Source organism: Actinomycetes bacterium (assembly GCA_036000965.1).
In the GTDB taxonomy this organism is placed as follows: domain Bacteria; phylum Actinomycetota; class CALGFH01; order CALGFH01; family CALGFH01; genus DASYUT01.
The window spans coordinates 18,131-31,693 of sequence record DASYUT010000118.1; the positions used below are offsets into that span (position 1 = coordinate 18,131).

A 13,563-nucleotide genomic window follows, 5' to 3' on the forward strand; every position below is an offset into this window, starting at 1 on the left:
AGCTCATGGCGCCCTGGTGATCAGGGCCTCGGCGTAGAGGGCCGCATAGGTGCGGGCCGCGGCCTGCCGGCCGAACCGGGCGACGGCCGCTCTGCGGGCGGCCACGGCCAGGCCGGCGGCCGCCAGCGGATCGGCGAGCACGCCCTCCAGGGCGCGGGCCAGGGCAGTCGGGTCCCCGGGCGGGAAGGTCCGGCCGGTCTGGCCGTCGCGGACGACGTCGAGCAGGCCGCCGGAGGCCGCCGCGATCACCGGGGCGCCGGCGAGCTGCCCCTCGACCGCCACCAGACCGAGGCCCTCGTCCCGACCTGGCACGATTAGCGCGGCCGCTCGCCGGTAGCGGTCAGCGAGCTCCCGCTGGGGCAGATGCGCCTCCCAGGTGACCCGTGCGGCCACGCCCAGGTCGGCGGCCAAGCGCCGGAGCCTGGCCTGGGCCGGCCCGCTGCCCACCACCCGGAGCGACCGGCCGGCGGCGGGACCGTCCATCCGGGCCAGGGCGCGCAAAGCGGTGTCGAGATCCTTCTGCTCGTCCAGCCGACCCACGAACAGGAGCTCGGTGCGGGCCTGGTCGCCCGGGGTGAACATGGTGTCGTCGACTGGCATGGGCGCCACCCGGATGCGGTCGGCGACGTCGGGAGCGAAGCCGGCCGCGGTGTCGGCCAGCCAGGTCGACACCGCGGTGACCACCGCCGACGCGCGCAGGACCCTGGCGCAGGCGGCCCTGGCCGCGGGGCGGGAGCGGGCGAGCCGGACGTCGGTCCCGTGCAGGGTCGTGACCAGCGGTCGCCGGCGCGAGGCGAGGGCCTGCAGGCCGCCTGGAAACCACCAGTGGGCGTGCACCAGGTCGGCGGCGCCACCGGCCCGGCGCACGGCCAGTGCGCCGGCCCCGACCAGCCCCGCCAGCGCGAGCGCGCCGCCCGGGCTGGCCGCCCGGGTGTGCATGGTCCCGGCATAGGCGAGGGTCTCGGCCCGCCGCGGGGCGTAGCGGTAGCGGCGCACGGCGATGCCGGCCAGGCGCTCCCTGGCGGCCAGCCCGGGCCCCGACGGGGCCACCGCCTGTACCTCGACGCCGTCTTCGGCCAGCGCGGTGGCCAGCCCGAGCAGGAAGTGCCCAGCCATGTCCTGCTCGGAGCGGGGGAAGGCATGGGCCACGAAGACGGCCCGGGTTGGCCCGGTCATGGGCGCGATGTTCGTACGGGCCCGCGGCGCGGGCAAGCCACACGGGCGGTGCCGGGCCGGTCTTGAGCTCATTCAGGAGTACCGGGCCTACTCGCGCGCGGCCTGGCGCAGGTCGGCCAGGCGGACCAGCAGCTCCGACCGGGCCGTCTCCAGCTCGGCGAGCGGGGCGTCCATCGCCTGGTCGACCTCGCGGGCGACGGCCCGGTCGAGGTCGCGGGTGAGCCGGTCGGCCCACTTCCGGCCCTGCCGGCGGGCGCTGGCGTGAAGCAGCCGGGCCAGCAGCCAGCCGCCGGCCAGGCTGCCGACCACCAGCAGCAGCGGCACCGGGACGTTGCGGAAGGTGGGCAGGTCGGGCAGGTCGGCCCGGGCCCGGCCGGCCAGGTACAGGGTCGCATACCACAGCACGCCGGTCAGGAACGCCGCGGTGGCGAGCGTCTGCACCACCCCGACCAGCGGCCACAGCCAGGAGTGGGGCGGGCGGGCGTGCTCGACCCCGGCCCTGGCGACCGCTTCGTCCACCGCGTCGCCGAGGCGCTCCTCCAGCCGGTCGGGCTTGGCCAGGGCCATGACGTCGGCTCGCAGGCCGGGCGGCGCCGCCACCGCCGCCTGGCGCAGCAGGTCGTGGACAGGGTTGACGGTCCGGCTGAGCGAGGCGCGTCCCCGCCAGCCGCGTGCGTAGGCGACCGGGTCGATGGACCGCGCCGACGCCGCACCCGCCTCCCTGCCCCCGCGCAGCCGGGCGATGCCGGCCATGGCCCGCCCGACCGGACCGGCGCCGCTGGCCTGCGCCTCGGTCCGGGTGCGGCGCTGGCAGGCTCGGCGCACCCCGGCCACGTCGACCGCGCCCCGGGCCGCCGCGACCGCCCGCTGGTGCGCCGCGTCGCGGGTCCGCTCGTCGACCAGCGGCCGGTTGGCGCCCTCGCCGTCCAGGCCGGCCCGCCGGCCGAGCTCGGCACCGGCCGCCGTGCAGTCGGCCGCCACCCGGTCGGCAACGATCGACTTGGCCTGCATGCGCGCTGACAGCCAGGTGCGCAGGGCGTCCAGCTCGCCGGTGCCGGCGCCGTTCGGCGGCGTGGCCGAGACCGCGAACACCGGGCGGCCGGTGATGCCGTCTTCGGCCAGCGTGCGCCGGACGTCGGCGACCAGCTCGGCCACGGCGCCGGGGCCGCCGATGACGTCCTGCCGGTTGACCACGAACACCGCCCGCTCGGCGTGGTGGGCGAGCGGGCGCAGGTAGTCCTCGTGCAGCACGCGGTCGTTGTACTTCTCCGGGTCGAGCACCCAGCAGACCGCATCGACCCTGGGGAGCACCTCGTCGACCCGGGCCCGGTGGGCGCGCTCGACCGAATCGTAGTCGGGCAGGTCGAGCAGGCAGAGGTCGGCGAACGAGGGGTCGTGGTGGCTCACCACCCGCTCGACCCCCACCCAGCGCAGGAGCGGCCCGAGCTCACCCGCGGCGTCGGCGGGCACCCAGGCGACCGGCTCGTCGGTCACCGGGCGGACCGGCCCCGGCCGGCTCACCTCGTGCCCGGCCAGCGCGTTCAGCAGGCTCGACTTGCCCGCCCCGGTCCCGCCGGCCAGTGCCAGCACGAACGCGGTGCCCGGGAACCCGAGCCGGGTCCGGGCCGACTCGACCACCTGCCTGGCCCCGCTCGCGTCCAGCCCGAGCCGCTCGGCTGCCTCGGCGACCCGCTCCAGCGCCACCAGGCACTGCCCGAGGTCCCTGGTCACCTGGGCTCCCGCCGTCCCTCGGCCGGGCGCCCCTCGGCCGGGCGCCCCTCGGCCCGGTGCCCCTTGGCCTGGTGCCCCTCGGCCCGGTCGCCGGCGTCCGGGACGCCCAGCTCGGCCAGGAGGCGCTCGGCTTCGACCACGACGAGGGCAGCCGCGGCGCGGAGGTCGTTCGGGCCGGCGACGAGCTGCGGCTCCAGCAGGTCGAGGAAGCGCCGGGCGTCGGTGTCCAGGGCGCTGCGCAGCGTCGAGCGCAGGTCGCGCTCGGCCCCCCTGACGATGTCGGCCACGGCCGCCTCGCCAATCAGGGCCTCGAGCAGCTTCTGGTTCACGACCGCGGTGCCTCCGGCGATGGCCAGCTCGCCGCCGGTGAGCCCGGCGCTGTGGGCGAAGACCGCCAGCATGGCGATCACGCCGATCGCGTTGACTCCGAGGGAGGTGGCGAACGCGAACGCGCGCCGGTTCTGGCCGCGCTCCTCGACCACTGTAGTCAGGCGGCCGAGCCAGGCGGCCAGCAGCTCGCGAGCCTGAGCCTCGAGCCCCTCGCCGTGGCCCCAGAGGTCGGGCCGGTCCGCGAGCAGCAGCGACCCCGCCGACCCGCCCGCAAAGGTACCGGCGGGCGCGGCGGCCCACTCGGCGGCGGCGTGGCCCGCGGCCGCGTCGGCGTGCCGCACCAGCGCCGCCACCAGCTCCTCGAACGCCTGCTCCTTGGCCTGCCTGAGCGGCCCCTCGGTCGCCCCGGGGGCCTGGAACCGGCGGGCGAACCAGGATCGGACCCGCCCGACGCCGCTCGAGAGCCAGCGCGACACGTCGCCGAGGCCCACGAACTCCTGCCAGGCGCGCATCACCTCGCCGCGCAGGAAGTCCCCGCCAGCCAGGCGGTCGTTGAGCTTGCCCGCCTCCTCGGCGTAGGCGCGCGTCACCGGGCTGCGCAGGGCCGCGGCCCGCTGCTCGTCGAGCTCGAGGTCGCGCGCGACCTGCTCGACCGACGCGGGCAGGCCGGTCAGGGCGCCCCGCAGGGCGGTCGCCTTGACCGCCGCCAGGGCCTGGGTGTCGCGGCCGAGCTCGACCAGGGCCTGGCGCACCGGCTCGACCGCAGCCGCGGTGAGCCCGTCGGTGCCCTCGTCCCGGGCGCCCTCCTCGACCCCGAGGAACGGCAGCTCGCCGTCCGGGCCGGCCTGGCCCAGGCCGGCCTCCTCGAACCGGCGGCGGGAGTCGGCCATCACCGCCGCGCGGTCCGGCTCGTTCCTGGGCAGGCGGTTCACGACCACCATGAGCGGCACCCCGCGGGCCTGGGCCCGGTGCAGGAACTCCCAGGGGACGAGGTCGGCGTAGCGCTGGGCGGTGGTGATGAACAGGCAGACGTCGGCGGCCTGGAGCAGCTCGTCGGCGGTCATCCGGTTGGCCGCCTCCACCGAGTCGAGGTCGGGGGCGTCGACCAGCGCGATCTCCGGGAAGGCGCCGCTGTGGACCGCGAGCTCCAGGCGGTCGGCGTCGGCCAGAGCGGCGAGCACCTTGCCGCCCATGAACGCGTCGACCTGGCCGGGCGCTAGCAGCACGACCGGCCGCATGGTGGTGGGCCGGACCACCCCGCTCGGGCTGACCGGGTGGCGGGCGAGCCCGTTCAGCAGCGAGGACTTCCCGGCCCCGGTCGAGCCGAGCACCACCACCACCAAGGGCGCTTCGAGGTCGTGGACGCGCGGCAGGAGGTAATGGTCGAGGTGCCAGACGAGCCGGCGGCGGCGCTCGACGAAGCCGTCGTCCGGGCCGGGCGCGCGCAGGCTGGCCGCGGCCAGCCCGTCGCCGAGCCCGGCCAGGGCGCGCTGCAAGGCGAAGGTGTCGACGGTCGGCATCGTGCCCTTCCCACTACCCACTGGAAGCGCCGCCGACGCAGCGCTCCAGCCAGCCCGTTGCCGAGGCTCAACGTAGGGTCGCGGGGCTTGCCGCTGTTGTCCAGCGATACCAGCAGGAGCGGTTCGGGCAGCGTGCGCATGTCGTCTTCCTCCAGTAGCGATCCCGCTCCCCTCGCAGCGCTCGCCGATCGCGCGATCGGAGGGCCGGGCATGGTCGAATGGGGCGATGGTCGCGCCCAAGGGAACCTTCACCGACTGGCACTGGCTGGCCGGAGCCGGCTCCACCAGCCTCGAGTGGAGCCTCACGGTCCTGCACGACCCCGGGCGGACCACCTACTTCTGGGCCCACCAGTGGAGCTTCGCCGGCGGGGACGTCGGCTACTTCGGGCTCCAGGCCCACGACCTGCGCGACGACGGCAGCGTCGGCAGGCTCGCGGTGTTCTCGATCTGGGCCGCGGTCGGCTGCGCCGACAATCCCACCTGCCACTCCGGCACCGAGGGCGCGCCGTTCTGGACCTGCCGCCTGGCCTACGAGTGGGTGACCGGCCGCGAGTACCGGCTGCGGGTGGCGAGCCGGCGGCCCGGCTGGTGGAGCGCGACCGTCTCCGACCTGGACACGGGGGCCGAGACCCTGGTCGGCAGCATCCGGGTGCCGGCCCGCTGGGGCGGCGTGGGCGGCTTCGGCTCCTCGTCGACCTGGACCGAGTTCTACGGCGCCAACGTCCCCGGCGGGCTGGCCTCGTGCGACCTCGTGCCCTACAGCAAGGTGCGGTTCGGCAAGCCGACGATGGACGGCGGCACGGTGGCGCCCCACGGCCACCGCAACCGGCTCGGCCCCGGCGAGTGCGCCAACTCTGCGGTCGCCGACGAGCCGGCCGGCGTCGTCCACGAGATGGGCATCCCCGGGGCAGGGGCCCGGGGCCTGCCCGCTCCACAGGCGGGAGCCGCGCGGGCCCGTCGGCGCTGGTGGTCACGGCGCCGGTAGGCCGCTGCCGGGGCCGGTGGGCCGCTGCGGGGCCGGTGGGCCGCTGCGGGATGCACCGTCGGGCGGGTCCGGGCGCGTGACGTATCAAGGGCCGGGAGAGCGGCTCTTCCTCCTGGGAGGTGTTGATGATGACGCTCTGGGAGGAGCTGGGCGGCCGGACGTGGAGGGAGCGCGAGGCGCAGCCGCCGGCCGACCGGAAGGCGCCTCGCCACCGCCGGACGGCGCGACGCCGGCTGGTTCGACGTCCACCATCGGTGGCGCCGCCCCGCGATTCGTGACCCGTTCGTAGGCAGCGTGCTGCTGTTTGCGTTTCCGCTGGTGAACAGCCTGACAAGGCACGCCGTTTTGGCTGCCTCCCAGCAGGTGCAGGGCTTCTGAGCTGCGCAGCTCGGCGGCGGTCCCGGCCCGCGGTCAGGACGCGGCCAGCTCGCCGCTGGGGTAGCGGGCGGCCAGGTCGCCGGTGCCGAGCCGGGACAGGATGCGGATGGGGGGATTGTACGGCTGCCCGGGGTCCCTGGGCAGGAACGCGAGCTGCAGGTCGCACCAAGACAGCCGCAGCGCCTCGGCGTTGGTGGGCGTCGCGAGCACGAACTGCACCCGCTCGTTGAGGGCGTGCATCAGCTCGGCCAGGTGGTCGATGTTGGTCGAGTCAAGGTGGGCGATGTGCTCGTCCATGAGCAGCAGGTCGGCCCTGCCCGCCGACCCCATGGTGGCGAGCAGCAGGAGGATCGCGATCTTGGCACGCTGGCCTCCCGAGTGGGCGGCATCCCGGTAGGAGCGCTTGCGCTCGCCGGTCCGGTGTGCGATCAGCACGTCGACGCCGTACTCCCCGGGCCGGTCGCCGGTGACCAGGCGCAGCTCGCCGTCGGTGCGCGCGATCCGGCAGATGCGCGCGAACTCGTCGCTCAGCCCGCGGATCACCCGCTGGACGCGCGCCTCGTAGCGGCGGCGGGACTCCTCCAGCCCGGCTTCGAACGCCACCATGTCGCGCCTGCGCTCGCCGGCCGCCCGGTCGGCCTCGCGGACGGCGTCCGCCTGGGCGTCCCGCTGGGCCAGGACCCCTGGGTCGCGCGCCTCCGGCCCGAAGCGTTCGTCCGCCACCTGCGCGGTCAGCCAGTCGATGTCGTGCAGCAGCGACTCGGTGCCCGGCAGCGCGCCGGCCTCGACCACCAGCCGTTGCTCGGAGGTGAGCGACCGGCCGGCCAGCTCGGCCTCGAGCCGGGCCACCCGGCTCTCCTGCTCGGCCAGGCGGGGCAGGTTCCTGGCCAGCCTGGCCTCGACGTTGGTCTCGCGCTCGCGGGCCATGGCCAGCTCGGCGCCTGCCGCCCCGAGCCGCTCTGCCACCGCGCGCAGCTCGTGCCGGAGCTGCACGGGCCGGTCGGCCAGGGAGGGCCGCCGCGCCTGGGCCTCGCGGAGCTCGCCGCCGGTGGAGTCCCGGCCCTCGAGCCCGGCTGGGACCGCGCGCACCGCCTCGAGCACCCAGCTCGCCCGTTGCCAGGCGGCCCGGAGCTTCGGGATGCGGGCGTCGAGTTCCTCGAGCTCCTCGGTGAGCCGGCTCACCTCGGCCCTGGCCACGGACAGGCGCCGCTCGCGGGCCAGCTGCCCCAGCACGGGCAGGTCCGGCGCCTGCCGGCGGGTGAGGCTGTCGCCGTAGCGCATGCCGTCGGGCGCGACCGCGGCATGGCCCCGGGAGGCCAAGCCATGCGCCTGCTTGGCGTCATGGGCCGACCAGGCGTCGGCCCGCTCGAGCAGCAGGCCGAGCTCGACCGGGGCCACCACCTCGGCCAGGGCGCCGGTCGGGTCGCCGGCACCGGCCCGCACCACGCCACCCCGGTAGCCGGTCTCGAGCGCGAGCGCGGTGGCGTCGCGGTAGGCGTCCGACGGCACCATCAGTGCCCACAGGGCGTCGCCGAGGGCAGCCTCGGCCCGCACCCTGGTCGCCTCGTCGGCGCCGCCATCGTTCAGGTCGACGACGTCGGCGACCAGGGTCGCCTCGATCCCCGCGGCCCGCAGGCGGTCCTGGAACGCCTCCACCTCCGGCGGCGCCGGGAGGCGGCCCTGCCGCAGCATCCCGACCTCGGTCTCCCGCCTGGCCAGGGCGGCGGCCGCCGCCTCGCGCCTGGCCCGGGCCGCGGCCAGGACGGCCTCGGCCGAGGCGGCGGCCGCCCCGGCCTGCTGCCGGCTCCGGTCGCCGGCCAGGCTGCGCGTGCGCGCCGCGGCCGCCTGGGCCTCGGTGCCCTTCACGTCCATTGAGGCGATCCGGAGGTCGAGGCCGCGCAGGGCGGTCTCCGCCTCGTCGAGCTCGCGCTCGAGCGTGGCCGCCTGGTCGGTGAGCCCCTGGACGGTCGCCTGCAGCCTGGATATCTGCTCGGCCAGGGCCGCAAGCGTGGCCCGGTCGCCGTTGACGACCCGACCCTGCCGGTCCTGGCGGGCGCGCTCGGCCTCGACCTCGTCGGCGAGGTCGCGGTACTCGGCCGCCGGCCTCGCGACCAGGCGCAGGTGGTCGAGCTGGTCGCGGAGACCGGCCCACTCCCGGTGGCGGCGGGCCAGGTGGTCGAGCGTGGCCAGGCGGTCCAGCTCCGCCTTGTGCTGCTCCATGGCGGCCAGGTAGGCGGCTCGGGCGCCCTCCCAGCGGTCGCGCCCGGCGTGCAGCGTCTCGTAGGTGTCGCGCTCGCCGGCCAGCTCGAGGAGCCGGCGGAGCATGCCGGCCGGCCGTTCCTCGACGATCCGGTCGATGGCGCCCTGGGGGAGGGCGAGCACCGCGCGCAGCGCCTGGGTCACCCCGGTCCGCTCCAGCAGATCGTCGTAGAGCCGGGGCCCGAGCCACTCCTCGACCGGGTTTGCGTCGGCGAAGTCGCGCAGGTCGGACTCGATTGGCCGGCCCCAGCGGACCAGGCCGGGCAGGACCCGGTAGCGGCGCTCGTCCGCGGTGACCAGGCAGACGACGCTGACCCGCTCGGCGTCCTCGAAGTCGGTCCCGGCCGAGGCGAACAGGCGCCCCCCGCCGGCCGCCGGGAGGACCGGGTTGGCGAACGTCGCCCGCAGCCAGGCCCGGTCGGCTGGTGCCCCGCTCGGGCCGCCGTCGAAGATGTACCGGGCCGAGGTCCGCCCGGGCGCGAAGCCGGTGATCCCGAGGAGCAGCTTGATCGCGTCCAGGAAGCATGTCTTGCCCGAGCCGTTGGGGCCGGTCGCCACGGTGACCCCGTCGGTCAGCAAGGGGACGGGGTCAGGCCGGAGCGAGCCCCAGTTGACGAACTGGACCTCCTCAATCCTGGGCAACCGGGTCCCCGTCCCCTCGGAGCTCGTCCGCCCGCCGTCGCAGGTAGGCGAGCCGCTGGTGGCGTGTGAGCAGGGTTCGGGCCTGTTCGGCGGTGGCCGGGTGCTCGAAGGTGCCCAGCAGGGGGCCGGCGCGGAGCAGCCCGTCCCGCTGGGTCAGGAACCCGCACTGCTTGAGCCGGTCGACCAGGTCGTCGAGCTGGTCCCGGCCGAGCCGGCCGTCGAACTGCTCGGCCAGGTCGTCGGGGTCCAGGACGGCGCCGTCGCCAGCGTCGGGGTCCACGCCGTCCGGGGCCGCGCGGGCGCGCTCGGCGGGCAGGAAACGCAGGTGGAGCCAGCAGGCGGCCAGCACCGCGAGCTCGGTCTGGCCCAGGCGGAGCACCGGCTCGTGGCCCTCCAGGTCGGGCAGGGGGCCGGCCAGCCGGGCCACCCAGCGGTCGGAGTCCACCGAGTAGGCCAGCTCGCAGCCGGCCTCGGTCAGCCGGCGGCGCACCTCGGCGCGCACCTCGTCGCTGGACAGCTCCGGCACCGCGGCCGCGGGCACCGACCCGACCAGCAGCACCCGGCACAGCTCGTCTGCGTTCACCGGGCCGCTCCCCTGGTCGACCGGGCCGCTCCCCTGGTGCACCGGGCCGCTCCCCTGGTGCACCGGCGCGCGCCCCTGGTGCACCGGGACACCCCTGCGAGGTTCCTCGGACCTCTCCGGGGCGTCATGGGGCCAGCTCCTCGCCGGCTGGGCGGCGGACGAGCGTCCGGGAGACCGCGGCGACCTCGTCGTGGCCGACGGCGTCGAGCGCGGGGCTGGCGTGCAGTTCGGCCCGGAGGGTGCCGTCGCCGCCGGGGCCGTGCCGGGACCAGGCCTCGACCACCGCGGCCATGCGGCCGGTCGCCTCCGCCCACGAGCCGCCAACCACCCACTCGGTCAGGACCGCCTCGCCTCTGCCAGCCAGCCACTCGAGCGCCTGGGCGGCGAGCGTGGTGAAGTCCGGGATGTCCTCGGGCGGCTCCATCGGGAGAGAGACCGGCTCGGGGATGGGGACAGGCAGCGGGTCGGGCCGGCCCAGGTGCTCGTCCAGCGCGGCGAGCGCTGCGCCCGGGTGGGTAGGGGCGACCGCGGGCGGCGGGCTGGCCTCGCCGGCCAGTGCGGCCAGGGTCGCCAGGTCGGAGGCGGCGACCAGGCCGCGCAGGCTGCGCCGGTCGCTCCTGGGCCCCCGGCGCACCTTGTCGTCCGCCTTGCCCGACAGGGTGGCGACCACCTCGTCGGTCAGGGTCTCGAGGCGGCTGAGCGCGGCGACCGCCCGTTCCCAGGCGTCGGCCAGCCCGCCTGCGCCCGTGAACAGCTCGGCGTGCTGCTGTAGGAGCGCGGCCATGTCGGCTGCGTGGATGCGTGCGTTCGCGGCCACCTCCAGCAAGGCTTCCTCCTGGCCGTTGGCGATGCGCCGCTCGATCGCGTCGAGGTCGCGCTCCAGCACGCCGGCCGCGGCCAGGAACGGGCCGAACGCTGCCTCGTCGGGCGCGCCGGCAGCCCTGGCCAGGGTCACGGTGGCGGCGAGCACCCTGACGATACGGTCGTGCTCGAACTGGGGTGCGGACAGCGCCGAGCAGACGGCCGCGACCACGTGGGCCTCGTCGGACAGGCGCCAGGCTCCCGCGCCGTCCGGGGCGGGCAGGAGCAGGCCCGTACCTGCCAGCTCGCCGACCACCCGGGCAGTCGACTCAGCCTCCAGCCACGGGACGGCCTCCTTGGCGTCGTGGAGCCGCCAGCTCGCTTCCGGCTGCTGTGCGAGCGCGCACAGCACGGCGAGCTTGTAGCGCTCGTGATCGGGTCCGACCAGTGCGGCGAACGGGCCGAGCAGCGGCAGGGCGCGATCGACGCCCGCCGGCGGGGTTGCCTCCTCGGGCTGCATGGCGGCAGGCTGCCATGGCTCGCCGACGCCGACAGCCAGGTCGGCAGGACCGGGCAGGTCGGCGGGACGCCCAGATGGGTCCAGCCATGCCTCTACCGCCATGGCAGGACCGTACACGACGCCGCCGGACAACGAACTACGCATCTATTCGCAGAGGGCGTGCGTAGCCATGCTGGCAGGTCAGCCGCGGTTCCGGGCGAACACGCAGGATCCTAGGAACGAGACTTCACTTCCGAATCGTTGTAGGGCAGACTGTCCGCTGCAACTAGGCAACCGCGCCAAGAACGAACGTCGCCCCCGGCTCTCCCCCTTCCCCTCGTAAGGAGCCGGTCCGGCGTCGGTGACCGGTCCTCACGGACCAGCCCACAGCTGGGCGGTCCGACCGTTCTGCGGAGGCACCAATCGCAGACTGAACGGGGGCCGTCTTGCAGGCCACAGACATCGCGGCGCCGACCGCGCAGAAGACCTCGACCCCGGCGCCACCCAGGCGGCGCGTGGGATCCCGGTTCTCGTTGCCGCACCTGGTCACGCTGCTGGCCGGACTGCTCGCCATGCTGCTGGTGTTCGCCGTGCTGCGCGGAGACGAGGCCACCTCCCGGGTCGCAGTGGCGGCCCGCGAGGTTCGGGCCGGAGCGCCGCTCGCCCGCTCGGCGCTGCGCTTCACCGACCTGCGCGCGCCGGGCACCATCGCTGAGCAGCTCATCGGTCCTGAGTCGCTGGCCAGGCTCGAGGGGTGGATCGCCACCCGGACGATTGCCCCCGGCGACCTGGTGACTCGCGGGGACTTCCGGCCGCCGGCGGCAGTCGCCCAGCAGCGCGCCATGAGCGTGCCGGTGGACCCGGCCCATGCCGTGGGCGGCGCGCTCGAGGCCGGCGACCGGGTCGACGTGATCCGGGTCCTTGACAGCGGGCAGGCCGTGTTCGTGGTGGCCGGAGCCCAGGTGCTCAGCGTGAACCGGCCCGACCCGTCGACCATCGGGCCGGCGGGCGCATACAGCCTCACGCTCGCCGTCTCCAGCCAGGACGCGTTGCGGCTGGCCGCGGCCATCCGTAGCGAGAAGTTCGAGGTGATCCGCTCGACCGGGACCGGCCGAGCCCCGGTCGGTGTGCCCCCGGACCAGTCCGGCGCCGTCCCATCGCGGGGCTTCGGCACGGGCCAGGGCCAGCCCGGTGGCGCTGGCGGGCAGGGGACCACGGGCGCGGGGCAGGGGCAGGGTCAGGGTCAGCCTGGCGGCGCCGGCGGACAGGGGACCGCCGGCGCGGGCACAGGTCAGGGTCAGGGCCAACCGGGCGGCACGCCCACACAGGGCACCCAGGGGCCGGCGGGGACTGGCTGACCATGGGCGTGGTCGAGATCGCGATCGGGGTCTCCCACCGGCCGTGGGCCCAGGACCTGTTCCAGTACGTGGCCGACCACGGCGGCGCGGCCGTGCGCAAGCGGGTGCTCGCCGACGAGGACGCCCTCGAGGAGGACTACGCGGTGCTCGTGGTCGACGACACCGCCAGCGTCCTCACCCCCCGCGTCGTCGGCGAGCTGCACCGGCGCGGCCGCCGGGTGCTCGCGGTGCATGCGGCCGGCGACTACCGCGCCCCTGAGACGCTCCGGGGCCTCGGGGTCGACGCCACCGTCGAGGACGACGCCGCGCCCGAGCGGTTCGTCGACCTCATCGTGAGCCTGGCGCCGGACGGCGCCAGGACCGCCGACCCGGCCAGCGTGGACGACGCGTTCGCGCGGATCACCCGCGAGCTGGGCGACGACCTGCCGCCCGAGGCCGATCCCACGGAGCGGCGCGACCCAGGCCGCGGCTGGGTGACGGTCGTGCTGGCCGTCACCGGCGGCTGCGGCGCGACCGAGGTCGCCCTGGCCCTGACCGCCGCCCTGGAGCGCCGGGGCGAGCGTGCCGTGCTCGTCGACGCCGACGAGGTCGCGCCCTGCCTGGCCCAGCGGACCGGTCTGGCGCTGGTGCCGAACATCCGCAACGCCGTGGACGCCGTGGCGCAGCACGTGGGCAGCCTCGAAGAGGCGCTCTCCCCGCTGCCCGGTTCAGGGCCTGAGGTACTCTGCGGGCTGACCAGCCCGGGCGACTGGGCCAACGTCCGCCCCGGCCAGGTCGCCGACGTGATCGCGGAGCTGGCCCACGTCTGCCGGCAGGTGGTGGTCAACGCCGGGCCGCGGGCCGAGGACGTGACCGCGGTGAACGGCCTGGCCCGCTACGGGATCACCCGGCTCATGCTGGCGACCGCCGACCAGGTCGTGCTGGTCGGCGCGCCGACCCCGGTCGGGGTGGCCAGGCTGCTCGACTGGATCGTGCGCTTCAAGGCGGTGAACCAGGACAAGCCCATCCACGTCGTGCTCAACCGGGCCCAGCGCGGCGCCTACCGGCGGGGCGAGCTGGCTCGCGAGGTCTTCCGGTCGTTCGTGCCCGCCTCCTTCCATGTGATCCAGGCCGACCGGCGGGTGGAGGAGGCGGCCTGGAACGGCCGGCTCGTGACGGGGGGGCCGTTCGCCAGGGCCGTGGCCGAGCTGGCCGAGGAGCTGCCCCGGACGCCTGTGCCGGTCCGGCCGAGCCGCGCCCGGCGCTCCGGGCCCGGGTTGCGCGGAGGCCGCCGGTGACCTCGGCTCAGGCTCCACGGAGGC

General features: G+C 76.1%; 9 protein-coding genes. 3 read left to right on the forward strand and 6 right to left on the reverse strand.

Translation table 11 applies throughout. From position 1 onward, the window contains the following. Positions 1 to 3 precede the first annotated feature (3 nt). From VG276_09760 to VG276_09770, 3 genes are all read right to left on the reverse strand, one after another. The gene (locus VG276_09760; GenBank protein HEV8649670.1) at positions 4 to 1,176 is read right to left on the reverse strand and encodes a glycosyltransferase; all 1,173 of its coding nucleotides are present in this window, start codon (positions 1,174 to 1,176) and stop codon (positions 4 to 6) included. Between the two features lie 87 nt (positions 1,177 to 1,263). Next, positions 1,264 to 2,907, reverse strand: a complete 1,644-nt coding sequence (locus VG276_09765; GenBank protein HEV8649671.1) for a GTPase — start codon at positions 2,905 to 2,907, stop codon at positions 1,264 to 1,266. Next, the gene (locus VG276_09770) at positions 2,904 to 4,757 is read right to left on the reverse strand and encodes a dynamin family protein (protein ID HEV8649672.1); all 1,854 of its coding nucleotides are present in this window, start codon (positions 4,755 to 4,757) and stop codon (positions 2,904 to 2,906) included. Before VG276_09770 ends, VG276_09765 begins: the two co-directional genes overlap by 4 nt. Positions 4,758 to 4,983: 226 nt before the next feature. Between VG276_09770 and VG276_09775 the strand changes: the two genes are divergently transcribed. Continuing rightward, on the forward strand, positions 4,984 to 5,742 hold the full coding sequence (locus tag VG276_09775) for a hypothetical protein (GenBank protein ID HEV8649673.1): 759 nt from the start codon (positions 4,984 to 4,986) through the stop codon (positions 5,740 to 5,742). Positions 5,743 to 6,153: 411 nt separating this feature from the next. Here VG276_09775 and VG276_09780 read toward each other — a convergent pair whose 3' ends face one another. The 3 genes from VG276_09780 to VG276_09790 all read right to left on the reverse strand — a co-directional run bounded on the left by VG276_09780 (position 6,154) and on the right by VG276_09790 (position 11,027). Then, entirely contained in the window at positions 6,154 to 9,021 is a 2,868-nt protein-coding gene (locus tag VG276_09780; GenBank protein HEV8649674.1) for an ATP-binding protein, read from the reverse strand. After that, entirely contained in the window at positions 9,008 to 9,604 is a 597-nt protein-coding gene (locus tag VG276_09785; protein ID HEV8649675.1) for a hypothetical protein, read from the reverse strand. Before VG276_09785 ends, VG276_09780 begins: the two co-directional genes overlap by 14 nt. A 124-nt stretch (positions 9,605 to 9,728) precedes the next feature. Beyond that, positions 9,729 to 11,027 (reverse strand): hypothetical protein, encoded by a 1,299-nt coding sequence (locus tag VG276_09790; protein ID HEV8649676.1) that lies wholly within the window; start codon positions 11,025 to 11,027, stop codon positions 9,729 to 9,731. Positions 11,028 to 11,350: 323 nt separating this feature from the next. Between VG276_09790 and cpaB the strand changes: the two genes are divergently transcribed. Further along, a complete protein-coding gene (cpaB, locus tag VG276_09795) occupies positions 11,351 to 12,262 on the forward strand; it encodes a Flp pilus assembly protein CpaB (protein ID HEV8649677.1) in 912 nt (303 codons plus the stop codon). A 2-nt stretch (positions 12,263 to 12,264) separates the two neighbouring features. After that, positions 12,265 to 13,539, forward strand: a complete 1,275-nt coding sequence (locus VG276_09800; protein ID HEV8649678.1) for a hypothetical protein — start codon at positions 12,265 to 12,267, stop codon at positions 13,537 to 13,539. The last annotated feature ends 24 nt before the right edge of the window (positions 13,540 to 13,563 follow it).